Below are 22058 nucleotides of genomic sequence, written 5' to 3'. Positions count from 1 at the left end.
GGCCCCCTCAGTTGATCCGCCCATAGCGTTCTTCTGCCTGCCAGAAGAACAGCACGCCGCAGACCAGGACCAGCACGCTCCAGCCGCAGGCCAGCGGCCAGAGCACCGGGTCGGCGGCGTAATCCGGCAGCATCGCCGAGCGCGCCAGCTTCAGGAACTCGTACAGCGGGTAGAAATCGAAGATGGCCACCAGCCACGGGAACTGGCCCAGGATGCGCTCGACCGAGAAAAACACCCCGGAGGTATAGAACAGCACCCGTGTCACGATCGGGATGATTTCCTTGATGTCGGTCAGGTGTACCGTCAGCCGGGCCGAGATCAGGGCCACGCCGGTGCTGAACATGGCCAGCAGCACCACCAGCGGGATGATCAGCAGCCACCGCCAGGTGATTGGGTTGCCGGAGAACAGCACGATCGCGGCCATCACCACCAGGATCGGCACCAGGTTCATCAGCTGCTGGATCACTGCCGCCAGCGGCAGCGCCATGCGGGGGAAGGCCAGGGTCTGCACCAGCGCGCGGTTGCGCATGATGGAGTCCGCGCCCTGGGAGAACGCGTTGGCGAAGAACTCGAAGAGGAAGACACCGATGACGATGTAGGCCACGATGTTCTCGGGCCGCCGGTCGCCCTGGAGCAGGCCGAAGACCACGCCGTAGATCAGCGCGTTCATCGTCGGCTTCAGGACCACCCACAGCATGCCGAGGCGGTTTTCTTCGTTGCTGGCCTGGATCCGGTACTTGGCCATCGAGATCGTCAGGTCCCTGCGGCGCCAGACATCCGCAAGATATTCGCGCAGAGGCGGACGCTTGCCAACCCGCTCAAGGTTGTACAGCGCCGCTTCTTCGGCCAGGGTCATGCCAGCTGTGTTCCTTACAAGTTGCATCAAATAGCTTCTTAAACTGAAGGGCGGATAGTGTCCGCGGCCGGTCCCCGTTAATCCGCCGCACTCCTATTGAGTGTAGTGGATGGCCGGTTGCGCACCGCACGCTAGAACAGGCGCCGGTCCGCCGGGTCCAGGTACTTCTTGCGGAAAAGCCTCCGCGTGCCGGGGTCCAGGAACACCAGGTAGAGGGCGAACCCGACGGCGACCACGACGGCCAGCAGACGCGCGGCGGCCAGGTCGATGGCGATGTACGGGAAGATGTCCAGCTGGTCCGCGATGGCGTAGACCATGAGGAACGAGGTGACGGCATAGACGGTGCGCACCTGCCAGTCGTTGCGGATGCCGGTGGCCGCGAACAGCGGCAGCAGCCACACCACGTACCAGGGCTGGATCATCGGGGCCAGGAAGACCACGGCGGCCAGCGCCAGCGCCAGCCGGCGGACGATCCGGTCGTAGCCGCCGCGGAACATCATGAACAGCACCACGACCACGGCCGCCGCCTTGCCGGCGTCGTACACCAGCTTCTGTACCAGGCCGCCGTCGAACCCGAGGGCATCAGTGATCACGTACACCATCATGCCCAGCAGGCCTACCGGGGCGTACCAGATGAACAGTCCGGCCCCCTGGGTGCCCAGGGCGCCAATCCAGCCAAAGCCCAGGCCGTTAATCAGGCCCAGCACGGCCAGCAGGCCCAGCGACAGCCCGGCGGTCAGGGCCCAGAAGACGAACCTGCGGGGCCAGCCGGCCTCCCGGCCGGCCCAGAGCAGGCCGATGAACGGCAGGAAGATCAGGGTGATGGGCTTGATGCCCACCGAGAGCGTGACCAGCAGGATGCCCAGCAGCGGCCGCTTGGTGGCCGCGTAGTACAGTCCGCCCAGGGCCAGGCCCAGCATGAGCGCGTCGTTGTGGATGCTGGCAATGAAGGTGGTCAGGAACAGCGGATTGGCGCAGGCGAGCCACAGCGCGCGGTTGGGGTTGATGCCGTGCAGTTCGGCCAGCTTCGGCCCGTAGTAGATGCACATCGCCGCCCCGGCCAGGGCCAGCAGGCGGAACAGGATGATGGAGAACTCCGGATGGCCGCCGGTGAACCAGACAATGAACTCCTCCAGCCAGAGGAAGATCGGCCCGTACGGCGTTGGACTGCGGGCCCACAGATCGTCCGCCCCGGTCTGCAGGTAGTTCTGCAGCTGGTCATACCCGTCCACATAGGGGTTGAGGTTGTTGACCATGACCTTGCCCTGGGCAATGTAGGCGTACACGTCCCGGCTGAACAGCGGAATGGACAGCGCGAGCGGGGCACCCCAGGCCACGATCGCCGCCAGCGTCGCACGGCGGGCCTCCGGCCCCCACGCGGAGAACTGCTGGCCCAGCCGCAGCCAGGAGCGCACCAGCAGCATCCCGCCGACGGCCAGCAGCAGCACGGAGACGATGACCCCGGCCGGCTCCAGCCGGAGCCAGATCAGCAGCGGCCACCGGCGCAGCTCGGAGACCGAGGCCAGCCAGCCCACGCCCAGGGAGCCGAAGAACATCAGGACGGACCCGACAGCTCCCTGGATAATGGTGCGCGTGCAGCGGCCCCCGCCGGCAGCTGTGCCGGATAGCGGCAGCGGGGCGGCGGCAGGGCGGTGGGCAGTCATCCGAAGCATTTTATCAGCAGGCCGCAGGCACACCTGCAGGCAGCACGGCGGGCAGAACACGATACATTTGACCGGTGCCTATCTCAAACGAACACATTGTCTGGATCGACTGCGAAATGACGGGCCTGGACCTTGAGGCCGACGCACTGATCGAGGTGGCGGTCCTGGTCACGGACTCGGAACTGAATGTCCTGGGCGACGGCGTGGACGTGGTCATCAAGCCCTCCGAGGAGGCGCTGGTCCAGATGAGCGACTTCGTCCGGGAGATGCATACCACCTCAGGCCTGCTGGAGGAACTCTCCGGCGGCATCACTATGCAGGAGGCCGAGGACCGGGTGATGGAGTACGTCACCACCTGGGTACCCGAGCCGCGCAAGGCCCAGCTGGCCGGGAACTCCGTCGGCACCGACCGTGCCTTCCTGGCCCGCGACATGCCCCGGATAGTCGAGCACCTGCACTACCGCATCATCGATGTCTCCACCATCAAGGAGCTCGCGCGCCGCTGGTTCACCCGGGCGTACTTCCAGTCCCCCACCAAGCACGGCGGCCACCGCGCCCTGGGCGATATCCGGGATTCGATCAACGAACTGCGCTACTACCGGCAGGCGGTCTTCGTCCCGTCCCCGGGCCCGGACTCGGCCACGGCGAAGCAGATTGCCGCCGGCATCTCCGGGCAGAACCAGAACTGATTTTGTTAGCTGCGCCACATTTGGGCCGAAATGGCGGAAATCGGACCAAATGGTCAAAACCGGCCCGGAAAGCATGTAAACTTATCTGCGTTGCTCTTCTTGGTTGAAGACCGGCCGGGACCGCCGCCATACGGGCCCTCCCGGGAGGAACGAAGAAGCACACGGTGGGTATAGCTCAGCTGGCAGAGCGCCTGGTTGTGGTCCAGGAGGTCGCGGGTTCAATCCCCGTTACTCACCCCGAAGGGGCCGGCATTCGGCCGGTCCGGCAGAAGCCGCCTTGGAATCATTCCGGGGCGGCTTCTCGTATATCCGGCCGAATGCAGCACAGGCCCCTCCACCGTTGATCAGCGCAGCAAGTGGAGGACCACCGTTTTGGAACGCAATCTCTACGAAGAAGACCACGAGCACTTCCGCGAACTCGCCGCGGAGTTCAATACCCGCGAGGTAGCGCCGCACTACCAGCAGTGGGACGAAAAGCACATGATGTCCGGGGAGCTGTGGCAGGCCGCCGGCGAGCAGGGCCTGCTGGGCCTGGCCGTGCCGGAGGAGTTCGGCGGCCTGGGCCTGGCCGACTACCGCTTCCGGGCCGTGCTGGACGAGGAGTTCGCCAAGGCCAACCATCTCGCCGTCGCCCTGGCCTTCCACCTGCACGACGACCTGGTCCTGCCCCACCTGCTGGCCTACGGCTCGGACGAGCTCAAGGAGTACTGGCTGCCGGGCATGGTCTCCGGCGACAAGATCACCTCCGTGGCCATGACCGAACCCGGTGCCGGCTCGGACCTGCGGGGCATCCGGACCAAGGCCGTGCGGGACGGGGACGACTGGCTGATCAGCGGCCAGAAGACCTTCATTGGCAACGGCGTCAGCGGCGACGCCGCGCTGGTCCTGGCCCGCACCGACGGCTCGGCCGGACGGGGAACCGCCGGGTCCTTCTCGCTCTTCATGGTGGAGAAGGGCGAGGGCTACACCACCGGCAAGCAGCTGGACAAGATGGGCCTGAAGGCCTCCGATACCGCCGAACTGTTCTTCGACAACGTGCGGGTCCCGGGCATGAACCTGGTCGGCGAGGTAGGCCGCGGCCTTGAATACGCCGCCGGCCAGCTGCCGCAGGGGCGCCTGGCCATCGCGGTGGCCGCCTCCGCCGTCGCCCGCGCGGTGTACGACGAGACGGTGCAGTACACCCGGGACCGCAGCGCCTTCGGCGAACGCATCCTCGATTTCCAGAACAGCCGCTTCGCGCTGGCGGAAATCCGGACCGAGGTGGACGCCATCGAGGCCTATGTGGACAAGGCCATCCTTGCCTTCAACGACGGCCGGCTGGACGCCGTCTCCGCCGCCCAGGTCAAGCTGTTCGCCAGCGAGCGGGTCAAGTCCATCACCGACCGCTGCCTGCAGCTGCACGGCGGCTACGGCTACATCATGGAATACCCGGTAGCCCAGGCCTTCCTCGCCTCCCGCCTGCTGACCATTTTTGGCGGCACCAGCGAGATCATGCGCGACGTCATCGGCCGGGACATCGCCCGCTAACCGCAGGGCAGGAGCAAGGAGAACCATGGGCATCCGACCAGTGACCATCGCGGGCGAGCCGGTGCTGCACCGGCGGGCGGCAGAGGTGGAGTCCTTCGACGGCGAACTGCGCGCATTGGTCGAGGACATGTACGAGACGATGGACGCCGCGCACGGCGTCGGCCTGGCAGCGCCGCAGATCGGCGTCGGTCTGCGGCTGTTCACCTACCAGTACGCCAACGACGACGGCGTGCCGGAGCGCGGGGTGGTGATCAACCCGTCGCTGACGCTGTCCAAGGTTTCCGGCGCCGATCCGGACCCGGACGAGGAAGTGGAAGGCTGCCTGTCGGTGCCGGGGCTGAGCTACCCGCTCAAGCGCGCGGAGTGGGCCCGGGTCAAGGGCTTCGACGCCGACGGCAAGCCGCTGGATTTTGAGGCTACCGGCTGGTTTGCTCGCGTGATGCAGCACGAGTACGACCATCTGGACGGCAAGCTGTACATTGACCGGCTCAACGACCGCTGGGGGCGGCGGGCCCGCAAGCAGGTCAAGAAGGAAGGCTGGGGCATTCCCGGGCTCACCTGGCTGCCCGGCACGGACCCGGACCCCTTCGGCCACTAACCCCGCCCCAGGCTGTCCCTTCGTGCCCACCTGTGGACGGCAGGTGGCCAGGAAAGGCGGGGACGCGCCTCAGGAGTCGGTGAAGCCCGAGCGGTGCTCCAGTTCGCAGCGCTGCAGATCCTCAGCGGCCACGTCCAGGAGGCGGGACAGTTCCGCCACCCGCTTTTCCGTCACGTCCCCCCTGGCATAGGCGGCCTTGGCCGCATCCAGGAGCCGGACCGCCTCCTTGTAGTTGGCCTGTGCCCGCTGCCACCGCGTCATCTCAGTCATGTGGCTCATTCTAGGAACGCCGCGCGCGCAAAAGCCATAGCCCGAGGACGCCGAAGGACCGGCAGCGGAAACCCGCTGCCGGTCCTTGAGGCTTGCCGGCTGCTAGACGATCGCCGACAGCGCTTCGTCCTGGCGCACGGCCGGGAAGGACTGCGGGTTGACCCCGGCCATGTCCTCAAGCACGCGGATCACCTGGCAGCTGTAGCCGAACTCATTGTCGTACCAGACGTAGACAACGGCGTTCTTGCCGGTGGCAATGGTGGCCAGGCCATCCACAATACCGGCGCGACGGGAGCCGACGAAGTCCGTGGAGACAACCTCCGGGGAGTCGATGTAGTCGATCTGCTTGCGCAGCTCCGAGTTCAGCGACATGCCGCGCAGGTACTCGTTGATGCCTTCCTTGGTCGCTTCCTGCTCCAGGCTCAGGTTCAGGATGGCCATGGAAACGTCCGGGGTGGGGACGCGGATGGCATTGCCGGTCAGCTTGCCGGCCAGCTCGGGCAGGGCCTTGGCCACGGCCTTCGCGGCGCCGGTTTCGGTCAGCACCATGTTCAGCGCCGCCGAGCGGCCGCGGCGCTCGCCCTTGTGGAAGTTGTCGATCAGGTTCTGGTCATTGGTGTAGGAGTGGACCGTCTCCACATGACCGTGCACGATGCCGAACTTGTCGTTGAGGGCCTTCAGCACCGGGGTGATGGCGTTGGTGGTGCAGGAAGCAGCGGAGACGATCTTGTCCTCGCCCGTGATGTCACCGTGGTTCACGCCGTGGACGATGTTCTTCAGGCCGCCCTTGCCCGGGGCGGTGAGCACCACGCGGGAGACGCCCGGGCACTGCAGGTGCTGGGACAGGCCGTCCTCGTCCCGCCACTTGCCGGTGTTGTCCACCACGATCGCGTTCTCGATGCCGTACTTGGTGTAGTCCACCGAGGACGGATCGTTGGAGTAGATGACCTGGATCAGGGTGCCGTTCGCGAGAATGGTGTTGTTCTCTTCGTCGACGGAGATGGTGCCCTCGAAGGGGCCGTGGACCGAGTCGCGGCGCAGCAGGCTGGCGCGCTTGATCAGGTCGTTCTCGCTGCCCCTGCGCACGACGACGGCGCGCAGGCGCAGGCCGTGGCCGCCGCCGGAGTGGCCGATCAGGATACGGGCCAGCAGGCGGCCGATCCGGCCGAAGCCATAGAGGACGACGTCGGTGCTGGTCCGCTCGTCAGCACCCTTGCGGCCGACGACCTCGGCCAGTTCCTCGCGCAGGAAGTCTTCGAGGCTGCGTCCGGCACCTTCGGCCTTGTACTTGGCCAGCATGCGGGCCACGTCGACCGCGGCAGCGCCAAGTTCCAGGCCGGCCAGCACCTGCAGGACGGGAAAGGTTTCTTCCAGGGAGAGCTCGACCTCGTCGATCTGACGGGCGAAGCGGTGCGCCTTGAGGATGCCCACCACCGACTGGTTGACCAGGCTGCGGCCGTGGATGGACGTAACAACGTTGTTTTCCCGGTACAGGCGCCCGATCAGCGGAATCATCGCCTCGGCGAGTTCCTCACGGTTGACCCACGCGGCCAACGACTCTTCTGACTTCTGGTTCACAGAATTACCTTCCTACATCAGCCGGACACGCCTTCGAGTCCGGTTGGAAACGCCCGGTGCTTCCGACCGCGGCGGAGCCCTGGGCAAAACCCGGCTGATTCGCTTCAGGGACGGGGACCGCCCTGCGGCAGGCGGAACCCAAGTCCGTGGTGACGGACCCACACCTATTTTAGAGGGTGGCGGACGCCACTGGAGGACGATGTGCCGGATGTCACGTCCGGCACGGCAGCCGGGACGCTGCGCGGGCCGGAGGGAAGGGATGGGCTGGCCTGTGAGCCGGGTTCTGTCACCTGCGGCAGTTGCCCGCCGCAGGGTAGCGATCATCCATCTAGGAGTACCGTTGCCGGCACCCTCAAGCGGCCTACCCGGACGCTCGGGCGAGCAGCCCTCGAACGCGCCCTGTCTGGCCTTGCTCCGAGTGGGGTTTACCGAGCCGCCCCGGTCACCCGGGGCGCTGGTGGTCTCTTACACCACCGTTTCACCCTTACCAGGTCCTGCCCTGAAGGCAATCCTGGCGGTCTGTTTTCTGTGGCACTGGCCTGCGGGTTACCCCGAGTGGGCGTTACCCACCACTCTGCTCTGCGGAGCCCGGACTTTCCTCGGCGGGCAGCCGACCGGCTGTTGCCGGCAGCCGCACCGACGCGATCGCCCGGCCAACCCATCCCCCCTAAGGATACGTCCTCCGGCACCCGCCGCGCTCATCGGCTGTATCGTTTCGCCCCACTCCCCCGCGGCTGGGTAAGCTCGGACGGTGCTGATCCTGCTTCCCCCGTCCGAAGGAAAGACGGCCGCCACCGACGGCCTTCCGTTTGACCTCGAGGACCTGCATTTTCCCGAACTGAACCCCGCGCGCGGGCAGGTGCTGGCCGCGCTGGCCCATGTCAGCGCGTCGCCGGATGCGCTCGCGAAGCTGGGCGTCGGCGCATCCCTGGCGGCCGAGGTCCAGCGCAACACGCGGCTGCATGCCGAGCCCTCCGCGCCGGCGCACACCGTCTACTCCGGCGTGCTGTACGACGCACTCGGCTACCGCAGCATGACGCCGGCGCAGCGGCGCAAGGCGGACGACGCCGTTGTGGTCATCTCCGCACTGTGGGGTGCCATCCGCTTCGCGGACCGGATTCCGGCCTACCGGTTGTCCATGTCCGTGGGGCTGCCGGAGACCGGCAAGCTCGCCTCCTACTGGAAGCGGCACCTGCCGGCAGCGCTGGCTGCGCACGCGGACGGCCAACTGCTGGTGGACTGCCGTTCCAGCAGCTACGCGGCGGCCTGGGCCCCGCCTCCGGAACGCACCGTCGTCGTCAACGTCTTCCAGGAGTGCGATGGGAAGCGGACTGTCGTCTCGCATTTCGCCAAGCACACCCGCGGCGAACTGGCCCGGCACCTGGTTACCCGCCGGGGCAAGGCCCCGGAAACGCCGGAGGCGCTGCTGAAGGCCGCACAGGAAAAGTGGGCGGCGGAGCTTGTCCCCGGGACCGCGCGGAAGCCGCACGCCCTCAACGTCATCCTCGCCGGATAGGCTCGTTGCCTGCCGTTTCCCCTGCGTTCATGCCGGCCGCCTAGGTTCGGACTCCTGACCGGTACGGCAGGGATGAGGAGCATGGAGGCGGCGTGGCCGAGCAGGAACTCGATTTCGTCAGCGGCGGCGTTGTGGTGCAGTACAAACGGCGCGCCGCCCGGCAGGACCGGCGGCACCTGGTGGTCATGTTCGCCGGGATCCGGCCGCTGGACAGCTACGAGTTCGACGGCCGGGCGTCCCGGGACAGCCAGGCCCACTGGCTCTGGCTCAAGGACAAGTTCGACGGGCAGCATGCCTACTACCTGTGCAGGAACCTGGACTTCGGGATCGAACGCGCTGTCATCGCGCTGATCGACGGCGAGCTGGAGCGGCTGGGGCTGACCCGGAGCCAGTGCACGCTGGCCGGTTTTTCCAAAGGCGGCTTCGCGGCCCTGTACCTGGGCATCAAGTACGGCTTCCGCAACATCGTCGCCAGCGCCCCGCAGGTCTACGTCGGCACGCATACCCGTACCAACCGGCCCAAGATCTTTGCCCACCTGTCCGGCGGCGGTGGCGACCGGGAGCAGGTGCTGCTGGACTCCCTGGTTCCGGACGCCGTGGCCGCCGATCAGGAGACGGACCGGAACATCTACCTGTTCAGCTCCCCGCAGGACCAGTTCCACCAGGCCCAGATCGTGCCGGCGCTGCCGATGTTCGCCAAGTACGCGAACTTCAACTACATCGAGACGGACTCGGACCTGGTCAACGAGCACACCGACGTGACCCGCTACAACGTACCGCTGATCCTGGCCACGCTCTACGCGCTCGCGGACAACGTGGCGCCGCGCTACGGCACGGTGCGCAACGGAAACCGGCTGGATCCGGCAACCGTGGGGCAGGTGCTGCTGCGGCAGCAGGAACGCGGGGACGCCGTGGCCAACCTGACCTCCGGGCGGCTGTCCGGGTCCGTGTTCTTCCCTGAGGGCGTGGGCTTCCTGCGCGGGCATGCCGTCCGCCGGTGGGAGGACCTGGCCGCCACGCTGGTGCTGGCCGGGAACGGGACGCGCCACGAATTCAGGCTTGGCGGGAACCGTGACGCGGGGATCGGCTTCAGGTACTTCGAGGACGCTTTCTGCGACTACCGGCTGGCGGCTTTCTCCTCGCCGAAGAAGGCCGGGATCGACCTGGGCGCCCTGCCGCCGGATACCTACTGCCTGCAACTGCAGCTGGCGGCACCGGACCGGACGGTGGAAGTACCGCTGCGCTCCGACACCGGCATCGGGAGCGAATCCCAGCTGGGCGGGCGGCTGTTCCGCTTCCGTGCCGACGGCGGCCGGGCCGTGCTGGATATCCGGCCGGTGCTGGGGGCCGCTCCCGGCGAGGCCTGCTTCCGGCTGCGCAGCTGCTCCACCCGCGGGCCGCTGCTGCACCTGGCCGGGGACTTCGCCGTCCGCGGAGTGGAAATACTGCACCGGCAGGCGGCCCGCTACTACCTCGTGCTGCACGGGACGGCGGGCGTGCATTCGTTCGAGCTGGCCCCGGCAGCCCGGCGCGGCGAACCGGATCCGTTCGGCGACGGTCTGAGCGACTATTCCTGGGCGGGCTTCGGCACGCGCCGGGATGCCGGCGTCGATCTCTCGGCGCTGGCGCCCGGGACCTACGACGCCGCGGTGTCGCTGAGCTGCGCCGGCGGACTCTACACCCTGCCGGCCGGCAGGAGCGTGCAGATCACTGCGTCCGGCAGCGGCGTGACCGCCGCCGTCCGCCAGCCCGGCCCGGAATCCGTGCTGTTCCGGGCCGGCCTGGGCCGCCTGCGGCCGGCTGTCCTCCGCCAGCGCGCCTTCCGCCGCCCTGCCCGGCGCAGTTGACCAGCGGCGGCCGCACGCCGTCGTCGCACGCCGTTTCCTTCGCGTTCACCGCGGCCCGGTACTTTCGCACGCATGCCCGCACACGAGACGGCCTTTCGGCACAACGGCGTACTGGTGGAGTACAAAAGGCGCGCCGGCAGGCTGGACCGGCGCCACCTGATCGTCATGTTCACCGGCCTGCGGCCCCTGGACGCCTATGACTTTGACGGGCGCTCCAGCCGGGACAGCCAGGCGCACTGGCTGTGGATCAAGGACAAATTCGACGGCTACTACGCCTACACGGTGTGCCGGAACATGGACCACGGCATCGAGCACGCCGTGATGGCGCTGATCGATGCGGAGCTGGCCCGGCTGGGACTGACCCGGAACGAGTGCACGCTCGCCGGCATCTCCAAGGGCGGCTTCCCGGCGCTGTATTACGGCATCAAGTACAACTTCCGGAACATCGTGGCCACCGCTCCGCAGGTCTATGTTGGGACACACGCCCGGCAGGTCCGGCCCAAAATCTTCGCCCATATGACCGGTGGCGGAGGCGACCGGGAGCAGGAACTGCTGGACGCACTGATTCCGGAGGCCGTGGCAGCCGACCGCGGCACGGACAAGAACATCTACCTGTTCAGTTCCGCCCAGGACCAGTTCCACCAGGCCCAGATCGTGCCGGCACTGCCGATGTTCGCCAAGTACCCGAACTTCAACTACATCGAATCGGACTCGGACCTGGTCTGGAACCATGCCGGCGTCATCCGCTACAACCTGCCGCTGATGCTGTCCATCCTGTACGCGGCGGCGGAGAACGCCCCGCCCCGGTTCGGCATGGTGCGCAACGGAAACCGGCTGGCGCCCGGGGCACGCCGGAAGGTGCTGGAGCGGCAGCGTGCCGCCGGCGGCGTCGTCGTCAACCTCTCCTCCGGCCGGCTGGCCGGGCCCAGGTTCTTCCCGGAAGGCACGGGATTCCTGCGGGGGCACGCCGTCGACAGCGCCGATGCCCTGTCCACCGTCCTGGTGCTGGCGGGCAGCGGCAGGCGGTATGAATTTCCGCTGGCCGCGGACCGGGCCGATCCCTCGGTCTCCTTCCGGTACTACGAGGAGGCCGCCTGCGACTACAACCGGGCCAGGTTCGCCTCGCCGAAGAAGCTTGGCATCGACCTGTCGCAGGTGCCCGCGGGCAGCTACGAGCTGCTGCTGCGTTTGGTCCTGCCCGGCCAGGCGGCGGAGGTGCCGCTGCGCTCGACCGACCCGGTGCGGTCCGAGTCCCACCTGGACGGCCTGCTGTACCGGCTGCGGTCGGATGAACGCCGGGCGGTGCTGGATGTGCGCCCGGTAGTGGGGGCCGCGCCGAAACAGGCGGTGTTCCGGCTGCGCAAGAGCTGGGCCCGCGGGCCGCTGGTGCATTTGGACGGGGACTTCGCCGTGCGCGGGGTCCAGCTGCCGGACCGGAAAACCGGGTCGTACTATCTGGTACTGCGCGGGGCCGGGAAGACCCACGCGCGGGCACTGGTGTGCGGCGGCCTGGACGGGCCGGACATTGACTTCGGGGACGGCCTCGGCAACTACGCGGCCGCCCGCTTCAGCACCCCGCGGAAATCCGGCGTCGATGTTTCCGGGCTCCGGCCGGGCCGGTACGACGTCGCGGTGACCCTCAGCTGCGCGGGCGCCGTGTACACGCTGCCGGCGGGCAAGACCGTCCAGATTACGGTGGACGATGCGGGAACGACCTCCGCGAGCATCCGCAGCTCGCTGACCATGCCCTTGGCGCCCGGGCTCCGTGCCGTGCCGGTGCGGCGTCTCCCGCGCTATCTCAAGCGCCATCTCGGGCGCCGGATGGCCCGGCTGCTTCGGCGCTGACGGCGGCGGGCCTTCCACAGCTTTTCCCAAGGTTCGGGGCGGATGATGGCGCCTGCGCGGATACCTGAGGAGGCGCCCCATGCCCTCGCGTCAGCAGCCCATCCGGCGCCGCACTGCGCTGGGTCTGGCCTTGGTGGCGGTACCGCCGGCCCTCTGGTGGGCGGCCGGCGGCCGTGGACCTGCCCCCTTCCCGGTCGGACCGCATCCCGGGCCTGCAGGCGGCCAGGCAGCCACGATGGCCTGCTGGGGCTCCTCGACGGTGGCGGGCATCTCCGCCTACATGGAGCCAACCGCCGCCGCCTACAACATGCGCTACTTCAACGGAGGGGCCGGCGGGCAGACCGCCGAGCAGATCCTGGCCCGCCTGGGCTCCCGTCCGGCGCGCATGGATGGCGGGATCATCCCGGCCTCCGGTTCGGTGGTGCTGACCACCGGATCCATGAGTGCCGCAGACCATGCCCCGTTCGCCGCCGCCGGCACGCTCGCCGGCATTCCAGGCACCCTGGTCAAGCCGCCGGGAGCCCGCTCCGGCTACCGCTTCACCCGGCACCGGCCCGGCCACCCCAGGAGAATTGCGGCCGGAACGCCGTTCCTGCCCGACAAGGGCACCGAGTTCCGGACAGGCATCAACCACCTGAACATCGGCAAGAACAATCTGACCGGCAGGCGCCAGGGCACAACCGATCCGGAAACCATCATCGACTGGACCATCGGCGCCTGCGAGTGGATTTCGGCTGCCGGCGGGCAGGTGCTGGTCTGGGGACACTTCGTCAACACCTACACCCCGGAATCGCGGCCGGTGCGTGAGCGGATCGTCCGGGTCAACCTTGCGCTGAAGGAACGCTACGGATCGCGTTTTGTGGATGTGCAGGCATTGGTAACCTCCTTCGGCATCTGGGCGCAGGCAGGCCTGCTGCCCTCCTGGGCGGACCTGCAGCAGCAGGCACGGGGCAACAAGCCGCCGGGGCTGTCCGGGGACCGGGCGCATCTGAACGAGCATGGGTACGAGGCGTTGCGGCAGCTCGCCGACGGCAGGATGCGCGAGCTGGGGTGGGTGCCGCCCGCCGCCTGACGAGGGCCCGCACCGCTGCAGGGCCCGCACGGCACTTTCCCGGAAGAGGACAGCTACCGGCCGGTTTTTGTCGGGGAATACGGGGAGGCTAGCTGCTCCACTCGGGTGAGCGGACCAGGATGCAGCCGGAGTCGGGGCAGAAGACGATGTCGTCCTCGGCCGCCTTCCTGATGTCGGCCAGATCCCCCGGGCTCAGCTGCATGCCCGAGCCTTCGGACTTGCCGTGGAACAGCCGGGCGGCACCAATGCCGCGCTGGGCCCGTGTCTTCTCGTAGACGGCCAGCAGCCCGGCGTCGAACGTTGCCGCCAGCTCGCTCCGGCGGGCGGCGACCTCGGCCTTCTCGGCCTCGATGGAGGCCAGTTCCTCGTTACGGATCTTCTCCAGCCCGGCCAACTGCTCGCGCAGGGCGTCACAGGCCTGCCGGATCTGTTCCTGCCGCTCCCGGGCCCCGTCCAGGCGCTCCATGACCTCCAGCTCCACGTCTTCCAGGTCTGACCGCCGCTTGTTCAGGGTTTCGAGTTCGTGCTGCAGCGCGGTCAGGTCCTTGGACGTACCCGAGCCGCTGTCCAGGCGCTGCTGGTCCCGGTCGATCCGGCCCTGGACCGTTTCCACGTCCGCCTCCGAGCGGGCCAGCTCACGCTCGGCGCCGGCCACCTCGGCATTGGCAGCGGCCAGATCGCGCTCTGCCGAGCCGAGCTTGTCCAGCAGCGCGTCGATGTCGGCGTTCTTCGCGGCAGCGGCGGCGCGGCGGGTCAGCTGCACCACCTTGCTGTCCAGCGCCTGGAGATCCAGCAGACGCAGCTGCTCGGATGCTGGTGCCTTGGCCATATGTCCCCTTAAGGTGTTCCGGATATTGCTTGCCGAACTACAGGTAACGCGTCGAACCAGCCTACCGCCCGGGGTGGGTCAGGCCGGGGTCAGGATGAAGTCCCAGGGATCGGTATTGATGCCGCTGACGCGGATTTCGACGTCGTAGCCCTGGTCGGCGAGCACGTTCTCCAAGGCTGCGGCCGCAGGGGTGAGCCAGAGCCACTCGCTGCCAAAGTGCGAAACATCGATCAGGTAGGGGCGGCCGTCCACTGCCGCCTCGCGCGCCTCGGAGGCCGGGTGGTGGCGCAGGTCGGCGGTGACGTAGACGTCCGCCTGGGCTTCGCGGACGGCGTCGAACAGGGAGTCCCCGGCGCCGCCGCAGACGGCGATGGTGCGCACCAGCGCGTCCCGGTTGCCGGCGACCTTCACCCCTCCGGCCACCGCCGGCATCAGGCTGAACACGGTCTCGGCGAAGGTGCCCAGCGTCGTCGCCTCGCCAAGCTCGCCCACCCTGCCGATGCCCTCTTCGGGCAGCCCGTTGACCGACGGCGACAGGGGCTTGACATGCTGCAGCCCGAAGGCGTCGGCCAGCACGTCGGAGACCCCGCCGACGGCGCTGTCCCCGTTGGTATGGACTGTCACCAGGGCGCAGCCGGATTCGATCAGCTGGTGGACGATGTTGCCCTTGAAACTGGAGGCGGCCACGGAGTTCACCGGCTTGAGCAGCAGCGGATGGTGGGTGACCAGCAGGTCCGCGCCCCACGCCACGGCCTCCTCGACCACCTCCGTGACCGGGTCCACGGCGAACAGGATGCGCCGCACCGGGGCGTTGCTGCGGCCGACCACGGGGCCGACGGCGTCCCACTGCTCGGCCAGCGAGCGGGGCCAGAGTTCTTCCACGGCCAGCAGGACGTCCCCGAGCACCGGGGTGCTGTCGTCCTCGGCCGGGCCGGGCCCGGCCACGTCCCCGGGATCCTCCGCGGGCCCGGGCGCAGCGTCCTGCCCGGGCTGCTGCCCGGCGTCCTCCCGGGTCTCCGGCCCGCTGTGCTCCCGGGCTCCCGGCGCGGGAGCGTCCTTTTGCTGCGTCTTCGGCTCCATAGCTCCTTTTCTACCGCATGGTTTCGGAAAAGGCCTGAAGTTTACGTGACCGCGGTTACATACGTCCCGTCCCCGCCGGGAATCTTCCGCGTAGCTCTGGCATTGTTAAACCCATGAAGACTTTTGTCCTGGGCGGCGGCTGCTTCTGGTGCCTGGATGCCGTGTACCAGAAGACCCGCGGCGTCAGCGAAGTGGTTTCCGGCTACATGGGGGGCCATGTGGCGGACCCCAGCTATGAGGCAGTCTGTTCCGGGACCACCGGGCATGCCGAAGTGGTGGCCGTGACCTTCGACGAGGACGTGGTGCCCGAAGAGGTCATCCTCGGCATGTTCTTCGCCTCCCACGACCCGACGACGCTCAACCGGCAGGGCTACGACGTGGGCACGCAGTACCGCTCGGCCATGTTCTATGCCGACGACGAACAGAAGCAGGCCTTCGAGGCGGCCATCGGCCGGGCGCAGGAGGACTGGGCGGGCAGCATCGTCACCGAGGTCGTGCCGCTGGCCGAGTTCTATCCGGCCGAGGAATACCACCAGAACTTCTACGCCAAGCATCCGTTTGCCGGATACTGCCAGGTGATCATCAACCCCAAGCTGGCCAAGGCCAGGAAATATTACGCCGAATGGCTCACGGTCTAGCCACATTACGCGCTATGGTCCGCATCTTAGCCATGGTGTGCGGGGCTGACTAGGCTGGAGGCAGGTCTTGCTGCAGGTCGCTGCCCGTCCTGCCCCACTGCATTGTCCGCTCCATTCCAGACGGCCGGAAAGGCCGAGTAAGGCAGGAAACATGGCACGCATCTACGACGACGTCACCCGGCTCGTGGGGCACACCCCCCTGGTCCGGCTGAACCGCCTGACCGAGGGGCTGCCGGCGCAGGTCGCCGTGAAGCTTGAGTTCTACAACCCTGCCAACAGCGTCAAGGACCGGATCGGCGTCGCCATCATCGACGCCGCGGAGAAGGCCGGGGCCCTCAGGCCCGGCGGCACCATCGTCGAAGGCACTTCCGGGAACACCGGCATCGCCCTGGCCATGGTCGGCGCTGCCCGCGGCTACAAGGTCATCCTGACCATGCCGGAGACCATGTCCACCGAACGCCGGGTCATGCTGCGGGCCTTCGGTGCCGAGATCGTGCTGACCCCCGGTTCCGAGGGCATGCGCGGCTCGGTGGAGAAGGCCAAGGAGATCGTGGCCACGACCGAGAACGCCATCTGGGCCCAGCAGTTCGCCAACGAAGCCAACCCGGCCATCCACTACGCCACCACCGGTGCCGAGATCTGGGAAGACACCGACGGCGCCGTGGACATCCTGGTGGCGGGTATCGGCACCGGCGGCACGGTCACCGGCGCGGGCCGCTTCCTGAAGGAGAAGAAGCCCGAGCTGCAGGTCGTCGCGGTGGAACCGGCCGACTCCCCCATCCTCACCGGCGGCAACCCCGGCCCGCACAAGATCCAGGGCCTGGGCGCCAACTTCGTCCCGGAGATCCTGGACACCACCATCTACGACGAGGTGCTGGATGCCCCCACGGACGCCGCCGTCGCCGTCGCCCGCGACCTGGGCGTCCGGGAAGGGATTCTCGGCGGTATCTCCTCGGGCGCTGCGGTCTGGGCCGCCCTGCAGGTGGCCAGGCGGCCGGAAAACGCAGGTAAGCTGATTGTGGCCGTGGTCCCGGACTTCGGAGAGCGCTACATCTCCACCATCCTCTACGACGACATCCGCGGCTAGCCTGCCAGGGTCGCTACAGTGCCATAACCGCAGCGGCCTGTTGTTCGTACGATCAGGAAGATCACTGTGGGATTCATAGCGCGACTGCGTGAAGACCTCGAGGCCGCCCGGTCCCATGACCCGGCGGCCCGGGGCCACGTCGAGAATTTTCTCGCCTATTCCGGGCTGCACGCGATCTGGGTGCACCGGCTGACCCACCGGATGTGGGCCAATCCCAAACTGCGCCTGCCTGCCCGGCTGCTCTCGCAGGCGGCGCGCTTCCTGACCGGCATCGAAATCCACCCCGGTGCGACCATCGGCCGGCGGTTCTTCATCGACCACGGCATGGGAGTGGTGATCGGCGAGACCGCCGAGATCGGCGAGGACGTGATGATCTACCACGGAGTCACCCTCGGCGGACGCTCGCTGGCCAAGGTCAAGCGCCACCCGACCATCGGCGACCGCGTGGTCATCGGTGCCGGGGCCAAGGTGCTCGGCCCCGTGGTCATCGGTGCGGACAGCGCGATCGGCGCCAACGCCGTCGTCGTCAAGGATGCCCCGCCCGAGTCCATCATCACCGGCATCCCCGCAACCTTCCGCCACCGGGATCCGCAGAAGGAAACCAAGCCGGCAGTGGACCCGGCCGAGTACATCGACCCCGCGATGTGGATCTGAGCAGGACCCACCGCGGAGGTTGACGGCGGCGCAGATCATCTGAAAACGCCCAAGCAACGGCAGGACCGGTTCCGGTCCTGCCGTTGCTTATTGCCCGCGCTGCTGCCGGGCCTGTGCATGACTCCGGGCATGGATGCGCGGAAGGCCCGGGGCACGGCGGTGCGCCCCGGGCCGGGTGGAACGGGTGCCGTTCCTAGTGGGTGTCGACTGCTTCGATTTCGGACTTGTCCCCGCCCCAGAGGGTATGGAAGGTGCCTTCGGCGTCGGTGCGCCGGTAGGTGTGCGCGCCGAACAGGTCCCGCAGGCCCTGGGTCAGCGCGGCCGGCAGGCGGTCCCGGCGCAGGCCGTCATAGTAGGCCAGCGAGCTGGCGAACACCGGCACCGGGATGCCCAGGGCCACGGCGGTGGCCACCACGCGCCGCCAGGCCGGCACCGCGGCGGCAATGGCCCCGGCGAAGGCCGGGGCGAACAAAAGGTTCGCCGGCTTGTCCCCGCCGGCGTAGGCCTTCATGATCTCGTCCAGCAGCTCGGCGCGGATAATGCAGCCGGCCCGCCAGAGCGAGGCGATCTCGTCCAGCTTCAGGTCCCAGCCGTATTCCTTGGCGGCGGCACCAAGCATGTCCAGGCCCTGGGCGTAGGAGACCAGCTTGGAGGCAAAGAGCGCCTGCCGGACATCCTCGACGAAGCCCTCCGGAACCGCCACCTGCTGCTCGTGGCCGGTGAGCACCTGCCGGGCGGTGGCCCGCTGGTCCCGCTGGGAGGACAGGGCCCGGGCGAACACGGACTCGGCAATCCCGGACACCGGCGAGCCCAGCTCCAGGGCCGAGACCACGGTCCAGCGCCCGGTGCCCTTCTGGCCGGCGGAGTCGACGACGACGTCAACGAACGGCGCGCCGGTCCTCGCGTCGGTGTGGCCCAGGACCTCGGCGGTGATTTCGATCAGGAAGGAGGACAGCTCGCCCTTGTTCCATTCGGTGAAGATGCCCGCCTGCTCGGCCGGTCCGATCCCGGCCCCGGAGCGCAGCAGGTCGTAGGCCTCGCCGATCACCTGCATGTCCGCGTACTCGATGCCGTTGTGCACCATCTTCACGAAGTGGCCGGCCCCGTCGGTGCCGACCCAGCGGCAGCAGGGCACCCCGTCGTACCTGGCGGCGATCTTCTCCAGCATCGGCCCGAGCGAATCGTAGGAGGCGCGGGAGCCGCCGGGCATGATGGACGGGCCCAGCAGGGCCCCTTCCTCGCCGCCGGAGACCCCGATGCCCACAAAATGCAGGCCCTTCGCGGCCAGGGCAGCCTCCCGGCGGCGGGTGTCCTCGTAGTGGGAGTTGCCGGCGTCGATGACAATGTCGCCTTCCTCCAGCAGCGGCACCAGCGCCTCGATGACCGCATCCACCGGCGCCCCGGCCTTGACCATGATCAGCACCCGGCGCGGCCGCTCCAGCGCGTCCACGAGCTCGGCCAGCGTCTCGGTCCGCACGAAGCTGCCCTCGTGGCCGTGGGCGGCCAGCAGGGCGTCGGTTTTGGCCACCGAGCGGTTGTGCAGGGCCACCGTGTAGCCGTTGCGGGCAAAATTCCGGGCCAGGTTCGCCCCCATGACGGCCAGCCCGGTGACACCGATTTGTGCGCTCATTGATTCTCCATTGCTCGAGTTCTGCCCCGTTGCGGGGCGCGGCCTGCGAAAGGCCGGTGTCGTCTCCCCCAAGCCTAACCGCCGAGGGCCGTGCCCTGAACTTGTGAAGTGCGGAGGCGGCTTGGCGCTGCAGACAGGTGCGTCAGCGCTCCGGCCCGCCCTGCCCGGAGAAGGGCATTAAACGGCAAAAGCCCCGTCGCCGGGGCTCTGCGGTGGGTCCTACCGGGATCGAACCGATGACATCCACGGTGTAAACGTGGCGCTCTACCAGCTGAGCTAAAGACCCTTTTTGTAATGTTTTTGACGGGACCGCGGAGCGTTATCCGCCGCAACATCACGAGGATTCACTCTACCGGATGGCGGTACCGATTTCCTAACCGGATGCCGCCCGCAGCCGGGTGGCCAGGAAGGTGAGCGACTCCGATACGCCGGCGTCGATTTTCACCGCTGCCAGCTCGTCGCCGCGGGTGATGCCGCGGTTGATGATCACCACGGGAGTGCCTGATTTTGCGGCATGCCTGACGAAGCGCAGGCCGCTCATGACCGTCAGCGAAGTGCCGGCCACCAGCAGCGCACCGGCCTGGTCCACCATGGCGTAGGCGGCGTCCACCCGGTCCTTGGGCACGTTCTCGCCAAAATAGACGAAATGCGGCTTGAGCATCCCTCCGCACACGTGGCAGTCAGCCACCACGAAACTATCGGTTGCACCGACGTCAGCATCGGCATCCGGGGCGACGTCCCCGGCGTCGGAAGGGCCCGCGGCGAAGCCCGGATTGAGTGCCTCGAGCCGCTGCGCCAGGGCGGAACGGCTGATGATTCTGCGGCAGCCGAGGCAGATAACCTGGTCGAAGCGCCCGTGCAGGTCGATGACCTGCCGGCTGCCGGCTTCCGAATGCAGCCGGTCCACGTTCTGCGTGATCAGCCCGGTCAGCAGGCCAGCCTGCTCCATGCCGGCAATGGCGAAGTGTCCGGCATTGGGCGCGGCCCGGTGCATATGCCGCCAGCCCACATGGTTGCGGGCCCAGTACCGGCGGCGCAGCACCGGGTCCGAAACGAACTGCTGGTACGTCATCGGGGTGCGCGGCACCGACGTCGGCCCGCGGTAGTCAGGTATGCCCGAATCCGTGCTCAAGCCCGCGCCCGTCAGGACGGCCAGCCGGACGCCTGCCAGCAGCCGGAGCGCCTGGTCGAGCAGTTCCGGCGCCTGGGCTGGCTCGCTCCGGTCTTGCGGCGGGCTGTGCGGCATGGCATCCCGGCTTCCGGGCCTACAGGCCCTTCAGGATCCGGTGGTACTCCTGGAGATCCCGGGCCTGGCCGCGCGGGCTCTGGATGATATGGCGCAGGATGCCTTCGGCGTCGATGATGAACGTGCCGCGGCCGGCCATGCCGGACGCTTCGTCGAAGACGCCGTATTCTTTGGCCACGCCGCCGTGCGGCCAGAAATCCGCCAGCAGGTCGAATTCGTAGCCTTCCTGTTCCGCGAAGGCCCGCAGCGCGAACTTATGGTCCACCGAGACGGCCAGCACCCGCGCGTTCTCGTCCCGGAAGACTCCGAGGTCGTCGCGCAGGGCGCAGAGCTCGCCGGTGCAGATGCCGGAGAAGGCGAAGGGGTAAAACACCACGACGACGTTGCCGCCGCGCAGTTCCGAGAGCCGGATGGGTTCGCCGAACTGGTTCGACAGTTCGAAGTCGGGCGCGGGGCGGCCTGCCAGAGGCAAAGTCATGGGTTATTTGTTCCTTCTGCTGACCAGCCGGGTGGCGGCCCAATCATCTGAGACTCCGGCGGACGACGTCGCGTGCAGTCCGGCGGTGGGGGCGGCTTCCTGGATTTCGTTCGGCGGGACATAGCCGTCGCGGCCGGACTTGGGGGTCAGGACCCAGACCATTCCACCCTCGTTAAGAGTCGTCAGCGAATCGACCAGCGCATCCACCAGGTCGCCGTCGCCGTCGCGCCACCACAAAATAACGGCGTCGACTACCTCATGGTCGTCTTCAGTGAGCAACTCAGAGCCGACGAGATCTTCGATGTCGGCGCGCAGATCGAAATCCACGTCCTCGTCGTAGCCTAACTCCTGGATCAGGTCTCCCTCTTTGAAACCCAACTTGCCTGCCACATTATCCACCGCGGCGGCCTCGGCCTCGCTCACTGTGCTCCTCCTGTATGGAACGGTCTTTAGTGCAATTTATATGGTGCCGTGCATCACCGACAACATTTGCCACTACCAGCCAACACCCTAAATCCCTCCGCTTCAAGATTGGGTCCGGCTGCCGCAGCAGGCCGCGTCATGCAGATACGCTCGGGCCGCGGCAGCGGATAGAGTGGCAGGAGGAATGTCCGCGTGCGCCAGGACCCGGTCGCGGCGGAACCTTGCAAGCGACGGCCCGGCACTCGGGAACGGACGCACCCGGCGGCTAATCCCTCCGGGACGGTTGACCATATACAGCGCAGACACAATCTGCACCTAGGAGAGGTTGGACGTGAGCGCAGGAGAAGACACCTCGCACATCCTCAGCGGGCTGACAAGCCAGCTGCCGGACCGCGATCCTGAAGAAACTGCCGAATGGATCGAGTCCTTCGACGATCTGGTGGCAACCCGGGGCACCGAGCGGGCCCAGTTCATTGTCCGCTCCATCCTGCAGCGCGCGGGGGCGCAGAGCGTGGGTGTCCCGATGGTCAC

Annotated in this window: 21 protein-coding genes, 2 tRNA genes and 1 other RNA gene; 12 read left to right on the top strand and 12 right to left on the bottom strand. The window is 67.8% G+C overall.

Annotation, left to right across the window (positions count from 1 at the left end; genetic code table 11):
- Positions 1 to 7 precede the first annotated feature (7 nt).
- Together HGG74_RS18535 and mptB are read right to left on the bottom strand one after the other, a co-directional pair.
- Positions 8 to 856 (bottom strand): ABC transporter permease, encoded by an 849-nt coding sequence (locus tag HGG74_RS18535; protein ID WP_168488796.1) that lies wholly within the window; start codon positions 854 to 856, stop codon positions 8 to 10.
- A 131-nt stretch (positions 857 to 987) separates the two neighbouring features.
- Positions 988 to 2520: a polyprenol phosphomannose-dependent alpha 1,6 mannosyltransferase MptB gene (gene mptB / locus HGG74_RS18530; RefSeq protein WP_168488794.1), complete on the bottom strand. Its 1533-nt coding sequence runs from the start codon at positions 2518 to 2520 to the stop codon at positions 988 to 990.
- Between the two features lie 74 nt (positions 2521 to 2594).
- Here mptB and orn point away from each other — a divergent pair, with 74 nt between their 5' ends.
- From orn to def, 4 genes are all read left to right on the top strand, one after another.
- Positions 2595 to 3209 (top strand): oligoribonuclease, encoded by a 615-nt coding sequence (orn, locus tag HGG74_RS18525; protein WP_168488792.1) that lies wholly within the window; start codon positions 2595 to 2597, stop codon positions 3207 to 3209.
- Positions 3210 to 3373: 164 nt separating this feature from the next.
- A tRNA-His gene (locus tag HGG74_RS18520) sits at positions 3374 to 3446 on the top strand.
- A gap of 135 nt (positions 3447 to 3581) precedes the next feature.
- On the top strand, positions 3582 to 4736 hold the full coding sequence (locus HGG74_RS18515; RefSeq protein ID WP_168488790.1) for an acyl-CoA dehydrogenase family protein: 1155 nt from the start codon (positions 3582 to 3584) through the stop codon (positions 4734 to 4736).
- Positions 4737 to 4761: 25 nt separating this feature from the next.
- Positions 4762 to 5334, top strand: a complete 573-nt coding sequence (gene def, locus HGG74_RS18510; protein WP_168488789.1) for a peptide deformylase — start codon at positions 4762 to 4764, stop codon at positions 5332 to 5334.
- A gap of 69 nt (positions 5335 to 5403) precedes the next feature.
- On the opposite strand, the gene HGG74_RS18505 is transcribed toward def, so the two are convergent.
- From HGG74_RS18505 to rnpB, 3 genes are all read right to left on the bottom strand, one after another.
- Positions 5404 to 5604, bottom strand: coding sequence for a hypothetical protein (locus HGG74_RS18505; RefSeq protein ID WP_312856898.1), 201 nt, complete (start codon positions 5602 to 5604; stop codon positions 5404 to 5406).
- Between the two features lie 102 nt (positions 5605 to 5706).
- Positions 5707 to 7182, bottom strand: coding sequence for a glyceraldehyde-3-phosphate dehydrogenase (locus HGG74_RS18500; protein ID WP_168488784.1), 1476 nt, complete (start codon positions 7180 to 7182; stop codon positions 5707 to 5709).
- A gap of 256 nt (positions 7183 to 7438) precedes the next feature.
- An RNA gene (rnpB, locus tag HGG74_RS18495) (RNase P RNA component class A) lies at positions 7439 to 7843 on the bottom strand.
- 90 nt (positions 7844 to 7933) lie between these two features.
- Here rnpB and HGG74_RS18490 point away from each other — a divergent pair.
- The 4 genes from HGG74_RS18490 (at position 7934) to HGG74_RS18475 (ending at position 13462) form a co-directional block, all read left to right on the top strand.
- Positions 7934 to 8698, top strand: coding sequence for a YaaA family protein (locus HGG74_RS18490; protein WP_168488782.1), 765 nt, complete (start codon positions 7934 to 7936; stop codon positions 8696 to 8698).
- 92 nt (positions 8699 to 8790) lie between these two features.
- Positions 8791 to 10545, top strand: a complete 1755-nt coding sequence (locus HGG74_RS18485; protein WP_168488780.1) for a hypothetical protein — start codon at positions 8791 to 8793, stop codon at positions 10543 to 10545.
- 72 nt (positions 10546 to 10617) lie between these two features.
- Positions 10618 to 12390, top strand: a complete 1773-nt coding sequence (locus HGG74_RS18480; RefSeq protein ID WP_168488779.1) for an accessory Sec system protein Asp2 — start codon at positions 10618 to 10620, stop codon at positions 12388 to 12390.
- Between the two features lie 79 nt (positions 12391 to 12469).
- Positions 12470 to 13462 carry an SGNH/GDSL hydrolase family protein gene (locus tag HGG74_RS18475; protein WP_168488778.1) on the top strand — a complete coding sequence of 331 codons (993 nt, stop codon included), beginning with the start codon at positions 12470 to 12472 and terminating at the stop codon, positions 13460 to 13462.
- Positions 13463 to 13550: 88 nt separating this feature from the next.
- Here HGG74_RS18475 and HGG74_RS18470 read toward each other — a convergent pair whose 3' ends face one another.
- Entirely contained in the window at positions 13551 to 14291 is a 741-nt protein-coding gene (locus HGG74_RS18470) for a zinc ribbon domain-containing protein (protein WP_168488777.1), read from the bottom strand.
- Positions 14292 to 14369: 78 nt separating this feature from the next.
- Entirely contained in the window at positions 14370 to 15371 is a 1002-nt protein-coding gene (locus HGG74_RS18465) for a Nif3-like dinuclear metal center hexameric protein (RefSeq protein ID WP_168488776.1), read from the bottom strand.
- 113 nt (positions 15372 to 15484) lie between these two features.
- Between HGG74_RS18465 and msrA the strand changes: the two genes are divergently transcribed.
- The 3 genes from msrA to epsC all read left to right on the top strand — a co-directional run bounded on the left by msrA (position 15485) and on the right by epsC (position 17750).
- Positions 15485 to 16009, top strand: coding sequence for a peptide-methionine (S)-S-oxide reductase MsrA (gene msrA / locus HGG74_RS18460; protein WP_168488775.1), 525 nt, complete (start codon positions 15485 to 15487; stop codon positions 16007 to 16009).
- 151 nt (positions 16010 to 16160) lie between these two features.
- Positions 16161 to 17096, top strand: coding sequence for a cysteine synthase A (gene cysK / locus HGG74_RS18455; protein WP_168488774.1), 936 nt, complete (start codon positions 16161 to 16163; stop codon positions 17094 to 17096).
- 66 nt (positions 17097 to 17162) lie between these two features.
- Positions 17163 to 17750 (top strand): serine O-acetyltransferase EpsC, encoded by a 588-nt coding sequence (epsC, locus tag HGG74_RS18450; protein WP_168488772.1) that lies wholly within the window; start codon positions 17163 to 17165, stop codon positions 17748 to 17750.
- Positions 17751 to 17943: 193 nt separating this feature from the next.
- On the opposite strand, the gene gnd is transcribed toward epsC, so the two are convergent.
- The 5 genes from gnd to HGG74_RS18425 all read right to left on the bottom strand — a co-directional run bounded on the left by gnd (position 17944) and on the right by HGG74_RS18425 (position 21527).
- Positions 17944 to 19380 (bottom strand): NADP-dependent phosphogluconate dehydrogenase, encoded by a 1437-nt coding sequence (gene gnd / locus HGG74_RS18445; protein ID WP_168488770.1) that lies wholly within the window; start codon positions 19378 to 19380, stop codon positions 17944 to 17946.
- Between the two features lie 213 nt (positions 19381 to 19593).
- Positions 19594 to 19666 (bottom strand) — tRNA-Val (locus HGG74_RS18440).
- An 87-nt stretch (positions 19667 to 19753) separates the two neighbouring features.
- Positions 19754 to 20626, bottom strand: a complete 873-nt coding sequence (locus HGG74_RS18435; RefSeq protein WP_168488768.1) for an NAD-dependent protein deacetylase — start codon at positions 20624 to 20626, stop codon at positions 19754 to 19756.
- A gap of 19 nt (positions 20627 to 20645) precedes the next feature.
- Positions 20646 to 21104, bottom strand: a complete 459-nt coding sequence (locus HGG74_RS18430; RefSeq protein ID WP_168488766.1) for a peroxiredoxin — start codon at positions 21102 to 21104, stop codon at positions 20646 to 20648.
- A gap of 3 nt (positions 21105 to 21107) precedes the next feature.
- Positions 21108 to 21527, bottom strand: coding sequence for a DUF3052 domain-containing protein (locus tag HGG74_RS18425; RefSeq protein ID WP_168488764.1), 420 nt, complete (start codon positions 21525 to 21527; stop codon positions 21108 to 21110).
- 331 nt (positions 21528 to 21858) lie between these two features.
- Here HGG74_RS18425 and HGG74_RS21740 point away from each other — a divergent pair.
- Positions 21859 to 22058, top strand: a 200-nt coding sequence (locus HGG74_RS21740) for a pyruvate dehydrogenase E1 component-related protein (RefSeq protein ID WP_312856904.1), incomplete at its 3' end; no start/stop codon positions are given.

This window comes from Arthrobacter mobilis (genome assembly GCF_012395835.1).
In the GTDB taxonomy this organism is placed as follows: Bacteria; Actinomycetota; Actinomycetes; order Actinomycetales; family Micrococcaceae; genus Crystallibacter; species Crystallibacter mobilis.
Note: the sequence above shows the minus strand (reverse complement) of the source record. Positions and strands in the feature narration are given on the sequence as shown.